This is a genomic window from Streptomyces sp. NPDC020379 (assembly GCF_044387105.1).
In the GTDB taxonomy this organism is placed as follows: domain Bacteria; phylum Actinomycetota; class Actinomycetes; order Streptomycetales; family Streptomycetaceae; genus Streptomyces.
Genome location: NZ_JBIRVR010000021.1, coordinates 26132 through 43773 on the forward strand (window position 1 = coordinate 26132; position 17642 = coordinate 43773).

Annotated in this window: 10 protein-coding genes; 7 read left to right on the plus strand and 3 right to left on the minus strand. The window is 71.6% G+C overall.

Annotation, left to right across the window (positions count from 1 at the left end):
- The first annotated feature begins 29 nt into the window (after nt 1-29).
- The gene (mshC, locus tag ACH427_RS24650) at nt 30-1259 is read left to right on the plus strand and encodes a cysteine--1-D-myo-inosityl 2-amino-2-deoxy-alpha-D-glucopyranoside ligase (RefSeq protein ID WP_398872576.1); all 1230 of its coding nucleotides are present in this window, start codon (nt 30-32) and stop codon (nt 1257-1259) included.
- A 91-nt stretch (nt 1260-1350) separates the two neighbouring features.
- On the opposite strand, the gene ACH427_RS24655 is transcribed toward mshC, so the two are convergent.
- The gene (locus tag ACH427_RS24655) at nt 1351-3075 is read right to left on the minus strand and encodes an AAA family ATPase (RefSeq protein ID WP_398872578.1); all 1725 of its coding nucleotides are present in this window, start codon (nt 3073-3075) and stop codon (nt 1351-1353) included.
- A 268-nt stretch (nt 3076-3343) separates the two neighbouring features.
- Here ACH427_RS24655 and ACH427_RS24660 point away from each other — a divergent pair, with 268 nt between their 5' ends.
- Nucleotides 3344-4894, plus strand: a complete 1551-nt coding sequence (locus ACH427_RS24660) for a N,N-dimethylformamidase beta subunit family domain-containing protein (RefSeq protein ID WP_398872580.1) — start codon at nt 3344-3346, stop codon at nt 4892-4894.
- A 50-nt stretch (nt 4895-4944) separates the two neighbouring features.
- On the opposite strand, the gene ACH427_RS24665 is transcribed toward ACH427_RS24660, so the two are convergent.
- A complete protein-coding gene (locus ACH427_RS24665; protein WP_398872582.1) occupies nt 4945-7233 on the minus strand; it encodes a TIM-barrel domain-containing protein in 2289 nt (762 codons plus the stop codon).
- A gap of 196 nt (nt 7234-7429) precedes the next feature.
- Nucleotides 7430-10936 carry a methionine synthase gene (gene metH / locus ACH427_RS24670; protein ID WP_398872583.1) on the minus strand — a complete coding sequence of 1169 codons (3507 nt, stop codon included), beginning with the start codon at nt 10934-10936 and terminating at the stop codon, nt 7430-7432.
- Nucleotides 10937-11184: 248 nt separating this feature from the next.
- On the opposite strand from metH, the gene ACH427_RS24675 reads away from it, so the two are divergent.
- The 5 genes from ACH427_RS24675 (at nt 11185) to ACH427_RS24695 (ending at nt 17533) form a co-directional block, all read left to right on the plus strand.
- Entirely contained in the window at nt 11185-11949 is a 765-nt protein-coding gene (locus ACH427_RS24675) for an IclR family transcriptional regulator (protein ID WP_398872584.1), read from the plus strand.
- Nucleotides 11950-12247: 298 nt separating this feature from the next.
- Nucleotides 12248-13030 (plus strand): MIP/aquaporin family protein, encoded by a 783-nt coding sequence (locus tag ACH427_RS24680; protein WP_398872585.1) that lies wholly within the window; start codon nt 12248-12250, stop codon nt 13028-13030.
- A gap of 41 nt (nt 13031-13071) precedes the next feature.
- Nucleotides 13072-14604, plus strand: a complete 1533-nt coding sequence (gene glpK / locus ACH427_RS24685; protein ID WP_398872586.1) for a glycerol kinase GlpK — start codon at nt 13072-13074, stop codon at nt 14602-14604.
- 2 nt (nt 14605-14606) lie between these two features.
- Nucleotides 14607-16214, plus strand: coding sequence for an FAD-dependent oxidoreductase (locus ACH427_RS24690; protein ID WP_398872587.1), 1608 nt, complete (start codon nt 14607-14609; stop codon nt 16212-16214).
- A gap of 311 nt (nt 16215-16525) precedes the next feature.
- On the plus strand, nt 16526-17533 hold the full coding sequence (locus ACH427_RS24695) for a PAC2 family protein (RefSeq protein WP_398872588.1): 1008 nt from the start codon (nt 16526-16528) through the stop codon (nt 17531-17533).
- Nucleotides 17534-17642: the final 109 nt, after the last annotated feature.

Here is a 17642-nt window from a genome sequence, read left to right on the forward strand (position 1 = left end):
CGGAACATGCGTCCGGTTACGCTCATGTCATGTATGCCTGGCCCGCTTCTGAGGTTCCCGCCCTGCCTGGCAGTGGCCGCGACCTCCGGATCCACGACACCGCGACCGGTGGACGGGTGACCCTCGTCCCCGGCCCCGTCGCCCGTATCTATGTGTGCGGCATCACGCCGTACGACGCGACCCACATGGGTCACGCGGCGACCTACAACGCGTTCGACCTCGTGCAGCGCGTGTGGCTCGACACCAAGCGGCAGGTTCACTACGTCCAGAACGTCACCGACATCGACGACCCGCTGCTGGAGCGGGCCGTGCGTGACGGCGAGGACTGGACCGCCCTCGCCGAGCGCGAGACCGCACTCTTCCGCGAGGACATGACCGCCCTGCGGATGCTCCCGCCCCGGCACTACGTCGGCGCCGTGGAGTCGATACCGAAGATCGTCCCCCTGGTGGAGCGGCTGCGGGACGCCGGTGCCGCCTATGAACTCGAGGGCGACATCTACTTCTCCGTCGCCGCCGACCCCGCCTTCGGCAGTGTCTCCGGGCTCGACGCCGAGGCGATGCGGCTGCTGTCCGCCGAGCGCGGCGGCGACCCGGAGCGCCCCGGCAAGAAGAACCCCCTCGACCCGATGCTGTGGATGGCCGCCCGCCCGGGCGAGCCCAGCTGGGACGGGGCCACCCTCGGCCCCGGCCGCCCCGGCTGGCACATCGAGTGCGTCGCCATCGCCCTCGACCACCTCGGCATGGGCTTCGACCTCCAGGGCGGCGGCTCCGACCTGGTCTTCCCGCACCACGAGATGGGCGCCTCGCACGCCCAGGCGCTGACCGGCGAGCACCCCTACGCCCAGGCGTACGTGCACGCCGGGATGGTCGCCCTCGACGGCGAGAAGATGTCCAAGTCCCGGGGCAACCTCGTCTTCGTTTCCGCGCTGCGCCGCGAGGGCGTCGACCCGGCCGCGATCCGGCTGGCCCTGCTGTCCCACCACTACCGCGCCGACTGGGAGTGGACCGACTCCGTCCTGGCCGAGGCGCAGGAGCGGCTCGCCCGCTGGCGCGCGGCCGTCTCGCGGCCCGACGGGCCGTCGGCCGACGCCCTGGTGGAGGAGATCCGCGAGGCCCTCGCGGACGACCTCGACGCTCCGCGCGCCCTCGCCGCCATCGACGCCTGGGCCGCGGCCCAGGCCACCGACGGCGGCACGGACGAGGGAGCGCCCGGCCTGGTCTCCCGCGCGGCGGACGCGCTGCTGGGCGTAGCGCTCTAGGAACGCCTCCCCGATCCGCCGGACGAGCCGCTGCCGTGGCCCGTCCGGCGGACCGGGAACACCGGTGGCGCACACGGCGCCACCCGCGGGATCACTCCGCAGCCGCACCCAGGTGCGGCTCCGCCAGCTCCCGATAGGCGCTCGCGATGTCCTCGGCGAGCAGCGTCGTGATCTCCTCACGCGTCGGCGTGCGGCCCTCCTCCAGAACGGCCGCGACCCGCAGGTCCCGTACGGCGGCGGCCTTCTGGCAGAGCTCGCGGGCGAAGCGGCCGTTGCCGAGCTTCTCGCCGAGCTCCCGGTCGAGCGCCTCGGTGAAGCACCCGGCGAGCACGGCCCGGGCGGCCGGGTCCACCGTGTCGCCCTGCTGACCGATCAACGACTCGGCTATGAGCAGCAGTTCCTCCGCCGAGTACGAGGGGAAGTCCACCCGGGTCGTGAAGCGCGAGGCCAGACCGGGGTTGGTGCTCAGGAGCTCGGCCATCTCCTTGCGGTAGCCCGCGAGGACCACCACGAGCCGGTCCCGGTCGTCCTCCGCCCGCTTCAGCAGCACCTGCACGGCCTCCGAGCCGAACGCGTCGCCCCCGTCGTAGCCGCTGTTGACCAAGGCGTACGCCTCGTCGACGAACAGCACGCCGTCCATGGCCGAATCGATCGCCTCGGTCGTCTTGATGGCGGTCGCCCCGAGGTACTGGCCGACGAGGTCGACGCGCTGCGCCTCGACGACGTGCCCGCTCCGGAGCAGGCCCAGTCCGGCGAAGACCTTCCCGATGATCCGGGCGACGGTGGTCTTGCCCGTGCCGGGCGGGCCGGCGAACACGAAGTGTTGGGGGCGCGCCGCGGCCGGCAGCCCCTGCTCCTCGCGCAGGGCCACCATGCGCAACTGCGCGATGAGCGTGCGGACCTGGCGCTTGACCGGCTCCAGGCCGATCATGGCGTCCAGCGCCTCCTGGGCCTGCGTGAGGAGCGCCGCGCGCGCCTCGTCCGGCACGGGCACCGCGGTGGGCCTCGTGGCCGCAGGGGTGTCCTTCGTGGCCATGTCCCCCTCCCCGGCCCCGCCCTCGCCCAGCAGCTCCTGGATGACCTCCGCCACGTCGGCCAGGCCGGGGTCGAGGCGGTGCGCGTGCTGATAGTGCCCCAGCGCCGCGTCCGGATCGCCGAGCCCCTCGCACGCCGCCCCGCGGTAGTAGGACACCGCGGCCTCGAACGTGTCGCCGGAGTCGAGGTGCCGGGGCATCGGTGCCAGGATCCGCAGGGCCTCGTGGTATTCCGCGCGGTGCAGGTGCGCCGCCCCGACGTACAGGTTCGCCTCCTCGGCGGCCATGCCCTCGTCCTCGATGGCACGGGCCCACGTCAGCACCCCGGGCCAGTCGCCGGTCTCATGGGCGAGGCGCACGCGCAGCAACCGGAGCGCGTCGTTCTCGTACGGCGGCCGGGCCAGCGCCTGTGCCGCCCGCTCGTACTCCTCCTCGTCCAGCAGCTGGGCCACGTTCGCGAACCACAGGTCGTCGGCGATCACGAGCTCCGTCTGGACGTACCCGCCGACGTAGTACCACGACGTCAGCGGCATCCCGTACTTCTGCTGGAGGGCGCCGAACGTGGCCACGTGCTCGTTCATGGCCGCGAGGGCCTCCTCCTCCCGGCGGGCCGTGGCGTGCAGGCCCAGCCAGGCGTCGGCGGCGGTGGGGTCGTGCAGCACGGCCTCCTCGAACAGCGTGGCAGCGGCGTCGAGATCGTCCCTCCGCAGCAGCGCCACTCCCTGCTTCCAGGCGCGCTCGGCCTTCTTCACGGAACGGTGGGCCTCGAAGGCTCCCAGCACAGCTTCTCCCTACTCACGCGCGGCCCGGCCGATCGGGCAGCCGGCCAGGCACCGATCATCCCAGGACCGTGCCCGGAGCCGTGAGCAGGACCGTGACCGGGGACGGAGCCCGGCCGACGCCTCAGGCGGGCCCGAACGGTGAGCGCCGCCCGTGGCGCCTCCCCCTCCGCCGGCCCCGCCCGGCAGACATAGCCGTCCGCCCGGACGGAGCAGTCGCCCTCGGCCCCCGCTTGCGCCGCCGCGGGCCCCCGCGCGCAATGGGAGGGTCATGTCCGAGCACCCGTGGGACCGGCGGCACTTCCTCGGCGCTGTCGCCGGGGCGGGCGCCGGCGCGGTCGTCGCCGGGTGTTCCGGGCCGGACGGCACGCGGCAACGGGAGCCGGGCACCGCCCGGTCGGTCGTGGCGGAGAACGAACGGCCGGGGGACCGCGACTGGGGGCTGCGACGCGGCGCGGACCGGGCCGTCGAGGGGTATGCCGACCAGGTGAGCGTGCTGCCGGGGGAGTCGCTGCGGCTGCATGTCTCCACCACCGCGCGGGAGTTCCGCGCCGAGGCGTTCCGCATGGGCTGGTACGGAGGCGCCCAGGCGCGCAAGGTATGGGCCTCGGAGGCCGTACCGGGCACCGTGCGGCCGCTTCCCCCGGTCACCGGCGCCACCCGCACCGTCGCGGCCGCCTGGCCGCCCTCGCTGGAGATCCCCACCCGCGGCTGGCCGGAGGGCGCGTACCTGATCCGGCTCACCGCCGCCTCCGGGGAGCAGCGGTACGTACCGGTGACCGTGCGTTCCTCGCGCACGGACGGCAGGCTCGTGCTCGTCAACGCGGTCGGCACGTGGCAGGCGTACAACACCTGGGGCGGCCACAGCCTCTACCACGGCCCCGGCGGCAAGGGCGACGACACCAACCGTTCCCTCGCGGCCAGTTGCGACCGCCCCTACGACGGCGACGGCGCGCCGCTGTTCACGACGTACGAGCAGCCCGCCATCGCCCTCGCCGAGCGGCTCGGCCTGCCGCTGGCGTACGTCACGACCATGGACATCGACCGCGAACCGCACCTGCTCAGCGGCGCGCACGGCATCGTCTCGCTGGGCCACGACGAATACTGGACGCCCGCGATGCGCGCCCGGGTCACGGCCGCGCGCGACGCCGGCACCAACATCGCCTTCCTGGGCGCGAACGCCTGCTTCCGGCGCGTCCGCCTCGAGCACACCGCCACGGGCGACCGCCGCCTGGTCGTCTGCTACAAGAGCGACTGGGCGCGGGACCCGATGTGCGGCAAGGACGACACCGCCGTCACCACGGACTGGCGCGAACCTCCGCACGCCGTGCCGGAGAACTCGCTGACCGGGACGCTCTACGAAGCCAACCCGACGACCGCCGACTACGTGGTCACCGAACCCGGCCACTGGCTCTTCGAGGGCACCGGCGTCGCGCGCGGCACGGCCTTCCGCAATCTGGTGGGCACCGAATACGACCGCGTGGGCGCCGGGCAGGCCACACCGCGCCCGATCGAGATCGTCGCCCACTCCCGGCTGGTGTGCCGGGGCGTACGGACCTTCGCCGACTCCGCCTACTACACGGCCCCCGGCGGCGCGGGCGTCTTCAACACCGGCACCATGCGCTGGGTCGAGTCCCTCACCGGCGACGGCGGCCACGGCATCCCCCCGGCCACCGCGCGCTTCACGGCCCAGGTCACCGCCAACCTCTTCCACACCTTCGCGAGGGGCCCGGCCGGGCGCACGCACCCGGCGGCGGACAACCTCACGGCCCACGATCCCTACGACGGCGACCCGATCGCGGAGCGGCGGGATCTGTGGTGATCCAGGGGGCCGGGCCCCCGCCCGTCCCGACGGGAGCCCGGTCCCGTGGATCAGATCGCGCTCGCTCCCCGCAGCGCCACCGTGAACGCGCGGTCCGTCGGCAGCGCCGCCGTCCGCACGTGCACCACACCGCCGCGGTCGGAGCCGTCGTACCACCAGCCCGCGCCCTGGCCGCCCGCGCCGGAGAGCCGGGGCAGGGTGCGGCCGTCCAGCGTCACCGACGCCGGGGCCGTGCCGCCGTGCACCGTGAACTCGTACGGCCGGGCAGCCTGCTTGCCGCGGAAGTCGCCCTTGGAGGCGCTGACGTCCAGGGTCACCGTGCCCCGCCCCGCGCGCGGCGCGTGGACCGTCAGCTTCTGCTGGGCGTAAGCGCCCGCGCGGTGGGCCCGGGTGATGCCGTCGTCCTCATAGAGCGTGAACGACGACCGGCCCCGCGGATAGACGTCCCAGGCGAGCGGTGAGGACGGCGTGCGGTCCTCGTACGACCGGATCCCGGGCCACATCGGGATGCTCGCACCCGCCTTCACGAACAGCGGCAGGGTGTCGAGCGGCGCGCGGTATCCGTCCAGCGTCCGCGGGCCCTCGTAGGTGCGGCCCGTCCAGTAGTCGGTCCAGGTGCCCTTGGGGAGATAGATGCCGTTGCGGACCTCGGTGTCCTCGTAGACCGGTGCCACGAGGAAGTCCTGGCCCGAAAGGAACTCGTACGTGGCGGCGTCGGACGACGCCTTGGGGTCGTCCGGGTACTCCAGCGCGAGCGGCCGCACCGGGCCGACGCCGGTGCGGTGCGCCTCCGCCGCGTAGGAGTACATGTACGGCAGCAGCGACTCCTTGAGCTTGAGGTACTTGCGGTTGATCGAGGTGTACGGATCGCCGTACCGGTAGGGCTGCTTGTCGCTGGGCGCCCAGCCGTCCATGGTCATCACGGCCGGCAGGAACGCCTTCCACTGGAGGTCGCGGACATACGTTTTCGGGCTGCCGGCGAAGATGCCGTCGACGTCGCCCGTGGTGTACGCGAGGCCGGACATCGTGGCGCCCGCGTACGTCGGGATCTGCCAGCGGATGTATTCCCACGAGCCCTTCTGGTCGCCCGACCACTGGACCCCGCAGCGCTGCGCGCCCGACCAGCTCTCCGGCGCCCAGGTGAAGCCGCGGGCGTCGCTGTTGTCCTCGATGCCCTTGTACGCGTCCTTGCAGCCGTCGAGGGCGAACTTGTAGCCGTCGCCGACCCAGGCGACGTCGAGCTTGGCCACCCGCTGGCCGGCCTTGACCTGGTCGGCGAGCTTCGCCAGGCCGTCCTGGGTCCACAGGCCCATCTTCGTCTTGTGGTCGGCCAGGCCCTTGTTCACCTCGGGCAGGTTCTCGTAGCCGCAGCCGTAGCCGTCGTTGACGAGCATCCAGCCGTTCGGCATGTCGTTGGCCGTATAGCCGTCGGCCACCTTCAGGGCGTCCAGGGTGTGCCGTTCGCCGCGGTTGGCGTTGTGCAGATAGCAGTCGGAGTCGCCGATCTCCAGGCCGTAGACCGGCGGCAGGAAGGGGCGGCCGGTCAGCTTCGTGTACTGCCCGATGACGTCCTTGGCCGTGGGCCCGGCGAAGTAGTACGCGTCGAAGCGCCGCTCCTTCTCGGTGGTCGTCACGGGGTCGCCGAAGGCGTACGTGCCGGGGGCGTAGGTATTGCGGAAGACGCCGTAACCGGCCGAGGAGAGGTAGTACGGCACGGAGTTGGGGTGGCCCCCGTCGTCCCAGTTGTAGTCGACGCCCACCTCGACCGTCTTGCCCCGGTGCGAGGTGTTGCCGCGGCCGTTCTGCATCCCGCCGCCGTAGAACTGCTCGCGGGCGCCGCGGGCGAGGGTCTGGGTCGTGCTGTCCTTGTCCCAGCTCAGCCCCTTGGTCTCGGCCCAGACGCGGGTGCCGTCCGCGCGGCGGAGTTCGAAGCGCAGCGGGGATTTGTACGCGCGCAGGGTGACGGCGGAGGTGCTCAGGTCGTAGCGGTCGCCCTTGTCCTTCCAGCGGGTACGCGGCGGCGCGCCCTGCGGCAGGACGATGTCCTTGCCGGTGGGGTCGGTGAAGGCGCCGTCGGGGGCGAGTTCGATCCGGAAGGTGTCGGCGGAGGCGAAGGTGACGCGCGCCTGGGCGCTGCCGGCGGTCAGCCGGTAGGCGGCGGGCCCGGCGGCCGCGAAGCCGGTGACGTCGCCGACGGTCGTCCGCTCCACGCCGTCGGCCGGGGAGCCGTGCGCGCTGCCGACGGGCCCGGCGAGCGCCGCCGCGAGCCCGAGGAGGGCGACGGCCACGGCCGCTCTCAGTCGGGTCGGTGTTCTCCTGCGTCGTGTCGGTGAGCTCATGCACGCGTGCTTAGTGATGCGGGCGTGCGCCTGTCCATGGATTCTCGGCGGGCGCGCCTGGACTTTCTCCGGCGCGAACCGGGAGCCTCGCTTCCCGGCGCGTGAACGGAACCGTGTGGAAGGCTCACAGCGCGGACGTGGTGAAGGCCGGGGGTCCGGGGGCAACCCCCGGACCCCCGGCCGCAGATACCCCCGCCTACCGCGCGTTGAAGTACTTCGCCTCCGGGTGGTGGATCACGATCGCGTCCGTCGACTGCTCCGGGTGCAGCTGGAACTCCTCCGAGAGGTGGACGCCGATGCGCTCCGGCTCCAGGAGGGTGGCGATCTTGCCGCGGTCCTCCAGGTCGGGGCAGGCGCCGTAGCCCAGGGAGAAGCGGGCGCCGCGGTACTTGAGGGCGAACATGTCCTCGACGTCGGCCGGGTCCTCGCCCGCGAAGCCGAGCTCGGAACGGACGCGGGCGTGCCAGTACTCGGCGAGGGCCTCGGCCAACTGGACGGACAGGCCGTGCAGTTCGAGGTAGTCGCGGTAGGCGTCGGCGGCGAAGAGCTCCGCCGTGGCCTCGCCGATGCGGGAGCCCACGGTGACGACCTGGAGGCCCACGACGTCGGTCTCGCCGGACTCCTCCGGGCGGAAGAAGTCCGCCAGGCACAGGCGGCGCCCGCGCCGCTGGCGCGGGAAGGTGAAGCGCGTGCGCTCGGTGCCGTCCTCGTGCAGGAGGATCAGGTCGTCGCCCTTGGAGACGCAGGGGAAGTAGCCGTAGACGACGGCCGCTTCGAGGAGATTCTCCGTGTGGAGCTTCTCCAGCCAGCCGCGCAGCCGCGGCCGGCCCTCGGTCTCCACGAGCTCCTCGTAGGTCGGGCCGCCCGCGCGGGCCTGCTTGAGCCCCCACTGGCCCTTGAAGAGCGCGCCCTCGTCGAGCCAGGAGGCGTAGTCCTTCAGGCCGATGCCCTTGATGACGCGGGTGCCCCAGAAGGGCGGCTCGGGCACGCGGTTGTCCACGGCCACATCCGACCGCACGGCGCCCTCCGGCTCCTCGACGACGGCCGCCGCGGCCTCCCGCTTGGGCACCCGCCGCTGCTTGAGCTCCGGCAGCGTCGCCCCCGGCACCCCTCGCTTGACCGCGATCAGCGCGTCCATCAGCCGCAGGCCCTCGAAGGCGTCACGGGCGTAGCGGACCTCGCCCTCGTAGATCTCGTGCAGGTCCTGCTCGACATAGGCGCGGGTGAGGGCCGCGCCACCGAGGATCACCGGATAGTCGGCCGCCAGCTTGCGCTGGTTCAGCTCCTCCAGGTTCTCCTTCATGATCACGGTGGACTTCACCAGGAGCCCGGACATGCCGATCACATCGGCCCGGTGCTCCTCGGCGGCCTCCAGGATCGCGGAGACGGGCTGCTTGATGCCGAGGTTGACGACGTTGTAGCCGTTGTTGGAGAGGATGATGTCGACGAGGTTCTTGCCGATGTCGTGGACGTCGCCACGCACGGTGGCCAGCACGATCGTGCCCTTGCCCGCCGCGTCGGACTTCTCCATGTGCGGCTCGAGATAGGCGACGGCCGACTTCATGACCTCGGCCGACTGGAGGACGAACGGCAGCTGCATCTGGCCGGAGCCGAAGAGCTCGCCGACCACCTTCATGCCTTCGAGCAGGGTGTCGTTGACGATGTCGAGGGCCGGGCGGTCGCGCAGTGCCTCGTCCAGGTCGGCCTCCAGGCCGTTCTTCTCGCCGTCGATGATGCGGCGCTGGAGCCGCTCGTCCAGCGGCAGCGCGAGGAGCTCCTCGGCCTTGCCCGCCTTCATGGACTTCATGTTGACGCCCTCGAAGAGCTCCATGAGCTTCTGCAAGGGGTCGTAGCCCTCGGCGCGCCGGTCGTAGATGAGGTCGAGAGCGACCTTGACCTGCTCCTCCTCCAGGCGCGCGATCGGCAGGATCTTGCTGGCGTGCACGATCGCCGAGTCCAGCCCGGCCTTGACGCACTCGTCGAGGAAGACGGAGTTCAGCACGACGCGGGCGGCCGGGTTGAGGCCGAAGGAGATGTTGGACAGGCCCAGGGTGGTCTGCACCTCCGGGTGGCGGCGTTTGAGCTCGCGGATGGCCTCGATGGTGGCGATGCCGTCCTTGCGGGACTCCTCCTGACCGGTGCAGATGGTGAAGGTCAGGGTGTCGATGAGGATGTCGCACTCGCGGATGCCCCAGTTGCCGGTGAGGTCCGCGATGATCCGCTCGGCGATGGCGACCTTGTTCTCGACCGTACGGGCCTGGCCGTCCTCGTCGATGGTCAGCGCGATGAGCGCCGCGCCGTGCTCGGCGGCCAGGGCCGTCACCTTGGCGAAGCGGGACTCGGGGCCGTCGCCGTCCTCGTAGTTGACGGAGTTGATGACGGCGCGCCCGCCCAGCTTCTCCAGACCGGCGCGCAGCACGTCGACCTCCGTGGAGTCGAGCACGATCGGGAGGGTGGAGGCGGTGGCGAAGCGGCCCGCGAGCTCCTCCATGTCGGCGACGCCGTCGCGGCCGACGTAGTCGACGCACAGGTCGAGCATGTGCGCGCCCTCGCGGATCTGGTCGCGGGCCATCTCCACGCAGTCGTCCCAGCGGGCGGCGAGCATCGCCTCGCGGAACTTCTTCGAGCCGTTGGCGTTGGTCCGCTCGCCGATCGCGAGGTAGGAGGTGTCCTGCCGGAAGGGCACGGTCTGGTAGAGCGAGGCGGCGCCGGGCTCGGGTCGGGGCGCGCGCTCGGTGGGCCGCATGTCACGGACGCGCTCGACGACCTGCCGCAGGTGCTCCGGCGTGGTGCCGCAGCAGCCGCCGACGAGCGACAGCCCGTACTCCCGGACGAACGTCTCGTGCGCGTCGGCCAGTTCGGCGGGGGTCAGGGGATAGTGCGCGCCGTCCTTGCCCAGGACCGGCAGGCCGGCGTTGGGCATCGCGGAGACCCGGGTGCGGGCGTGCCGGGACAGATAGCGCAGGTGCTCGCTCATCTCGGCCGGGCCGGTGGCGCAGTTCAGCCCGATCATGTCGATGCCCAGCGGCTCCAGCGCGGTGAGCGCGGCGCCGATCTCGGAGCCGAGGAGCATGGTGCCGGTGGTCTCGACGGTGACCTGGACCAGCAGCGGCAGGTCGGCGCCCGCGGCCTCCAGGGCGCGCCGGGCGCCGACGACGGACGCCTTGGTCTGGAGCAGGTCCTGGGTGGTCTCGACCAGGATCGCGTCGGCGCCGCCGGCGACGAGGCCCTCGACGTTGCGCTGGTAGGCGTCGCGGAGCTTGCCGTACGGGGCGTGGCCCAGGGTCGGCAGCTTGGTGCCCGGCCCGACCGAGCCGAGCACCCAGCGGGTGCGGCCGTCGCGGCCGGTGAAGTCGTCGGCGACCTCGCGGGCGATGCGCGCGCCCGCCTCGGAGAGTTCGAGGATGCGGTCGGCGACGTCGTACTCGCCGAGGGCCGCGAGGTTCGCGCCGAAGGTGTTGGTCTCCACGCAGTCGACGCCGACGGAGAAATACGCCTCGTGCACCGAGCGCACGATGTCCGGCCGGGTGACGTTGAGGATCTCGTTGCAGCCTTCGAGCTGCTCGAAGTCGTCCAGACTGGGGTCCTGCGCCTGGAGCATCGTGCCCATGGCTCCGTCGGCCACCACGACCCGGGAGGCGAGGGCCTCCCGCAGTTCGAAGGCTCGGGCGGTGCTCGCGGTCGATGGCGTGAACGAGGCCATGGAAGTGCTCCCGGGGTTGCGACGGCTGTCGGCTTTGCGCCTTCCGGCAGAAGGCGCACGTCGTCAGCGTAGCTGCCGCCTCCGCCGTTGGGAGGGGTGTCCCACGGCTTGATACGGGGATCCTGACGGCCTGACCAGGCACGCTGGCTCCGCGAAGATCATCCGAAGAGCCGTCGCCAGCTATCTCTCGGTCGGCATCGGCCGATAGTGTTCAGCATTGCCGAACGGCATGTGGAGGAGGTTGCGCGATGGCACGGACCATCCAGTCGCTCGAACGGGCGGCGGCGATGCTACGGCTGCTCGCGGGGGGCGAGCGACGGCTGGGGCTGTCGGATGTGGCCTCCGCGCTGGGGCTCGCGAAGGGGACCGCGCACGGCATTCTGCGGACCCTCCAGCAGGAGGGCTTCGTCGAGCAGGACCCTGCCTCGGGGCGCTATCAGCTCGGCGCGGAGCTGCTCCGGCTGGGGAACAGCTATCTGGATGTGCACGAGCTGCGGGCCCGGGCGCTCGTCTGGGCGGACGACCTGGCGCGCTCCAGCGGCGAGAGCGTCTATCTGGGCGTGCTCCACCAGCAGGGCGTGCTGATCATCCATCACGTCTTCCGGCCCGACGACAGCAGGCAGGTGCTGGAGGTCGGCGCGATGCAGCCGCTGCACAGCACCGCGCTCGGCAAGGTGCTCTCGGCCTACGACCCGGTGGCGCACAGTGAGGTGACGGAATCCGACCGTGAGGCGTTCACCCCGCGGACCGTGACCGAGCCGGCCGATTTCGAGAATGTGCTCGACCTCACCCGGGCCCGTGGCTGGGCCTCGGACGTCGAGGAGACCTGGGCGGGCGTGGCCTCGGTCGCCGCCCCCATCCACGACCGGCGCCGGATGCCGGTGGGCGCGGTGGGCATCACCGGTGCCGTGGAGCGGGTCTGCGAGGAGGGCGAGCTGAGGGCGCAGCTGGTCGCGGCCGTACGGGACTGCGCGCGGGCCGTCTCCCGGGACCTGGGCGCCGGGCGCTTCTGACCCGGGGGTGGGGTGGATCCGGGCCGGATCGGGGCTTTAGGTCGCGGTTAGGTTACCGACGGGTATCGATCGAATGCTTTCGGCCCCTTGGCCCGGACTTTTCGGTCACGAAACCCTTGACGGGCTCTTGACCGTGCAGAAAACTGCCGTTCATCGGTCGGCATTGTCGAACACCTAACGACAATATTCGCTATGGTGGGCACTGCCGCGGGACCGATCACCGCCCTCTCGGAGGGCGCGGACCACCGGAGGGACCCGGGGTTCGCCTTCCCCTGGACGAAGGACAAAGGAGTCGCGGGTGTCCAGCTCCGACATCTTCATCGGCGAGACCATCGGTACCGCCGTGCTCATCTTGCTGGGCGGTGGCGTGTGCGCCGCCGTCACCCTGAAGCGCTCGAAGGCGCTCAACGCGGGGTGGCTCGCCATCACGTTCGGCTGGGGCTTCGCCGTGCTGACGGGGGCGTACATCGCCAACCCGTCCGGCGCGCACCTCAACCCCGCCGTGACGATAGGGCTCGCGATCGACGGCGCCACCAAGTGGAGCGACGTACCGCTCTACATCGGCTCCCAGATGCTCGGCGCGATGATCGGCGCCACCCTGGTGTGGGTCACGTACTACGGCCAGTTCCGGGCCCACCTCACCGACCCGGAGATCGTCGGCGGCCTCAACCCCCACGAGGGCATGGTCGACCAGACCGCGGCCCCCAAGGCCGGCCCGGTGCTCGGCATCTTCTCCACCGGACCCGAGGTCCGCAACGTGGTGCAGAACCTCGCCACGGAGATCATCGCCACCGCGGTGCTCGTGCTCGCGATCCTCACCCAGGGCCTCACCAAGGGCCTGGCCGTCAGCGGCACCGGCGTGCTGATGACCGCCTTCGTCGTGGTGGGCATCGGCCTCTCGCTCGGCGGCCCGACGGGCTACGCGATCAACCCGGCCCGTGACCTCGGCCCGCGTATCGTGCACGCGTTGCTGCCGCTGCCGAACAAGGGCGGCTCCGACTGGAGCTACGCCTGGATCCCGGTGGTCGGCCCGCTCGTCGGTGCCGCGCTGGCCGCAGGCATCCACAAGCTCGCGTACTGAGCACCCGCCGAGACCTTCAGACTTCCAGGAGCACACCAGACATGACCACCACCGGCACCCACGGCCAGGGCCCGTTCATCGCGGCGATCGACCAGGGCACCACCTCCTCCCGCTGCATCGTCTTCGACCGCGACGGACGCATCGTCTCCGTCGACCAGAAGGAGCACGAGCAGATCTTCCCGAAGCCGGGCTGGGTCGAGCACGACGCCACCGAGATCTGGACCAACGTCCAGCAGGTCGTGGCCGGCGCCGTCGAGAAGGCGGGCATCACCGCCGCCGACGTCAAGGCGATCGGCATCACCAACCAGCGTGAGACCACGCTGATGTGGGACAAGAACACCGGTGAGCCCGTCCACAACGCCATCGTCTGGCAGGACACCCGCACCGACGGCCTCTGCAAGGAGCTCGGGCGCAACGTCGGCCAGGACCGCTTCCGCCGCGAGACGGGCCTCCCGCTGGCCTCCTACTTCTCCGGCCCCAAGGTCCGCTGGCTGCTGGACAACGTCGAGGGCCTGCGCGAGCGCGCCGAGGCCGGCGACATCCTCTTCGGCACCATGGACTCCTGGGTCATCTGGAACCTCACCGGCGGTGTCGACGGCGGTGTCCACGTCACGGACGTCACCAACGCCTCGCGCACCATGCTGATGAACCTGCGCAAGCTGGAGTGGGACGAGCGCATCCTCGCCTCCATGGCGATCCCGGGCTCCGTGCTGCCCGAGATCCGCTCCTCCGCCGAGGTCTACGGCTCGGCCAAGGGCGGCGCCCTCGACGGTGTGCCCGTCGCCTCCGCCCTGGGCGACCAGCAGGCCGCGCTCTTCGGCCAGACCTGCTTCGAGCAGGGCGAGGCCAAGTCGACCTACGGCACCGGCACCTTCATGCTGATGAACACCGGTGACGAGCCCGTCCAGTCCTACAACGGCCTGCTGACCACCGTCGGCTACCGCATCGGGAACGAGAAGCCGGTCTACGCCCTCGAGGGCTCCATCGCCGTCACCGGCTCCCTCGTGCAGTGGATGCGCGACCAGATGGGCCTCATCAAGAGCGCGGCCGAGATCGAGACGCTCGCCAGCTCCGTCGAGGACAACGGCGGCGCCTACTTCGTGCCGGCCTTCTCCGGCCTGTTCGCCCCCTACTGGCGCTCCGACGCGCGCGGTGTCATCGCGGGCCTGACCCGCTACGTCACCAAGGCGCACATCGCCCGCGCCGTGCTCGAGGCCACCGCCTGGCAGACCCGCGAGATCACCGACGCCATGACGAAGGACTCCGGCGTCGAGCTCACCGCGCTCAAGGTCGACGGCGGTATGACCTCCAACAACTTGCTGATGCAGACGCTCTCGGACTTCCTGGACGCCCCTGTGGTGCGCCCGATGGTCGCCGAGACCACCTGCCTCGGCGCCGCCTACGCCGCCGGCCTGGCCGTCGGCTTCTGGCCGGACACCGACGCCCTGCGCGCCAACTGGCGCCGGGCCGCCGAGTGGACCCCCCGCATGGACGCGGACACGCGTGACCGCGAGTACAAGAACTGGCTCAAGGCCGTCGAGCGGACCATGGGCTGGATCGAGGACGAGGAGTAATCATGACAACCCCGCAGAGCGTTCCGACCCTGGGAACGCACCCGGCCTCCGGTGCCAACCCGGGCCGTGCCGAGACCCGGGAACGGCTGTCCAACGCGACGTACGACCTCCTGGTGATCGGCGGCGGCATCCTGGGCACCTCGGTGGCCTGGCACGCAGCGCAGGCCGGACTGCGGGTCGCCATGGTGGACGCCGGCGACTTCGCCGGCGCCACCTCCTCCGCTTCCTCCAAGCTCGTCCACGGCGGTCTGCGCTACCTGCAGACCGGCGCGGTCAAGCTGGTCGCGGAGAACCACCACGAGCGCCGGGTGCTGGCCAAGGACGTGGCCCCGCACCTGGTCAACCCGCTGACCTTCTACCTGCCGGTCTACAAGGGCGGCCCGGTCGGCGCCGCCAAGCTCGGCGCCGGTGTCTTCGCCTACTCCGCGCTGTCCGCCTTCGGCGACGGCGTCGGCAAGGTGATCTCCCCGGCCAAGGCCAAGGCCGACAACCCGGGTCTGCGCACGGACAACCTCAAGGCCGTGGCGGTCTACTACGACCACCAGATGAACGACTCGCGCGTCGCCGTCATGACGGTCCGCGCCGCCGTCGAGTCCGGTGCCGTGGTCCTCAACCACGCCGAGGTCACCGGCCTGCGCTTCACCCACGGCAAGGTCACGGGCGCCGAGCTCAAGGACCGCACGGACGGCGCCGAGTTCGGCATCGACGCGCGCGTCGTGCTCAACGCCACCGGCCCCTGGGTCGACCACCTCCGCAAGATGGAGGACAAGGGCGCGGACCCGTCGATCCGCCTCTCCAAGGGCGCGCACATCGTGATGAAGCGCAAGTCGCCCTGGAAGGCCGCCATGGCCACCCCGATCGACAAGTACCGCATCACCTTCGCCCTGCCGTGGGAGGACCAGCTCCTGCTGGGCACCACCGACACCCAGTACGAGGGCGACCCGGCGGACGTGCGCGCCACCGAGGCCGACATCCAGCAGATCCTGGACGAGGCGGCGTTCTCCATCCAGGACGCGGACCTCGACCGCGACCTGATGACGTACGCCTTCGCCGGCCTGCGCGTGCTGCCCGGCGGTCCCGGTGACGTGGCCCAGGCCAAGCGCGAGACCGTCGTCAGCGAGGGCAAGGGCGGCATGCTCTCCGTCGCCGGCGGCAAGTGGACCACCTACCGCCACATCGGCCGTACGGTCATGGCCAAGCTCGCCAAGCTGCCCGGCAGCCCGCTGACCGAGGACATGGAGCCCGTCTCCAACCTCGTCCGCCGGACCCCGCTGCCCGGTGTCGCCAACCCCAACGCGGTCGCCCACCGACTGCTGGTGGACCGCGACCCCGGCGCCCGCATGGACCCGCTGACCGCCCGCCACCTGGCCTCGCACTACGGCTCGCTGTCCTTCGACATCGCGCGCCTGGTCAACGAGAACCCGGAGCTCGGCGAGCGCATCCACCCCGACGGCCCCGAGATCTGGGCCCAGGTCGTCTACGCCCGTGACCACGAGTGGGCCGAGACGGTGGACGACGTCCTGCGCCGCCGCACCACGCTGACGATCCGCGGCCTCGACACCGAGGACGTCCGGGCGCGCGTCAAGGACATGCTGGGCGACAAGGGCTGAGGCCCCACCGCCCACCGAGGGGAGAGACGCCATCGGCCGTCTCTCCCCTCACGTGCGTGCACACCGGCGTGACCGGGGTACGAGGGGGTGAGGAAGTGCCCGTACAGGGGCTGCGAACAGGGGGCGCGGAAGTCGTAGTCTTAGGGGTCGCACGACAGGGAACACGCTGCGGGGGGCCGCTCCGGACGACACGGCGCGATCCCGCACGACGCCGCGCGATCCCGAAGGACCCTGAACAACCCTGAACAACACTGCACGGAACTGCAACCGGTGGTACGGACCCGTCCGCCCCGGTCGGAAGGAGGCGCTGGGTGATCGAGCTTGAGGGGGTTCCCGAGCTGATCGACCCGGTCATGATCTGTGCCTTCGAGGGCTGGAACGACGCCGGTGACGCCGCGTCCAGTGCGGTCGCGCACCTGGACCGGGAGTGGAAGGGGGAGGTCTTCGGCGCCCTCGACGCCGAGGACTACTACGACTTCCAGGTCAACCGGCCCACGATCTGGCTGGACGGGGGAGTCCGCAAGGTCACCTGGCCGACCACCCGGCTGTCCGTGGTGCGCACGGGCGGCGAGGGCAAGGGGCCCACGCGCGACCTCGTCCTGGTGCGGGGTATCGAGCCGAGCATGCGCTGGCGCTCGTTCTGCAACGAGCTCCTGGGCTTCGCCCATGAGCTGGGCGTGGAGCTCGTCGTGGTGCTGGGCTCGCTGCTCGGCGACACCCCGCACACCCGGCCGGTGCCGGTCAGCGGGGTCACCTCCGACCCCGACCTGGCCCGCACCATGGATCTGGAGGAGTCCCGCTACGAGGGCCCGACCGGCATCGTCGGCATTCTCCAGGAAGCCTGCACGCACGCGGGCGTCCCGGCGGTGAGCCTGTGGGCGGCCGTGCCGCACTACGTCTCCCAGCCGCCCAATCCCAAGGCCACCCTGGCGCTGCTGAACCGCCTGGAGGACCTGATCGACCTGCGGATCCCGCTGGGCGAGCTCGCGGAGGACGCCCGCGCCTGGCAGCTGGGCGTGGACCAGCTGGCGGCCGAGGACAGCGAGGTCGCGGAGTACGTCCAGTCGCTGGAGGAGGCGCGGGACACGGCCGATCTCCCCGAGGCGTCGGGCGAGGCCATCGCCCGTGAGTTCGAGCGCTATCTGCGCCGCCGTGACGGCCAGCCCGGCGGCCTCGCGGCCGAGCCCGGCCTCACGGACGGCTCCTTCCTCCGCGACACCTCCAGCGGCCGTACGCGCCCGCCGCGGCCCCCGGCCAAGGAGGGCGACGGGGGCCAGCCGGCCGAGGAGGACCCGGAAGGGCCCGAGGGCCAGGGCTGAGCCACCGGTGCCGGGGGCGCGGCCGGTGCGACGGCGGCTCCCGGATATCGAAGCGACGCGGGAGGCTGTCCGTCGTACACTTGTCGGTCCGGTGAAGGCCGGTCCGGCC

Bases quoted from the DNA above. Each gene is read 5' to 3' on its own strand.
- mshC (WP_398872576.1), top strand. From the start codon at position 30: ATGTATGCCTGGCCCGCTTCTGAGGTTCCCGCCCTGCCTGGCAGTGGC.
- ACH427_RS24660 (WP_398872580.1), top strand. From the start codon at position 3,344: ATGTCCGAGCACCCGTGGGACCGGCGGCACTTCCTCGGCGCTGTCGCC.
- ACH427_RS24665 (WP_398872582.1), bottom strand. From the start codon at position 7,233: ATGAGCTCACCGACACGACGCAGGAGAACACCGACCCGACTGAGAGCG.
- metH (WP_398872583.1), bottom strand. From the start codon at position 10,936: ATGGCCTCGTTCACGCCATCGACCGCGAGCACCGCCCGAGCCTTCGAA.
- ACH427_RS24675 (WP_398872584.1), top strand. From the start codon at position 11,185: ATGGCACGGACCATCCAGTCGCTCGAACGGGCGGCGGCGATGCTACGG.
- glpK (WP_398872586.1), top strand. From the start codon at position 13,072: ATGACCACCACCGGCACCCACGGCCAGGGCCCGTTCATCGCGGCGATC.
- ACH427_RS24690 (WP_398872587.1), top strand. From the start codon at position 14,607: ATGACAACCCCGCAGAGCGTTCCGACCCTGGGAACGCACCCGGCCTCC.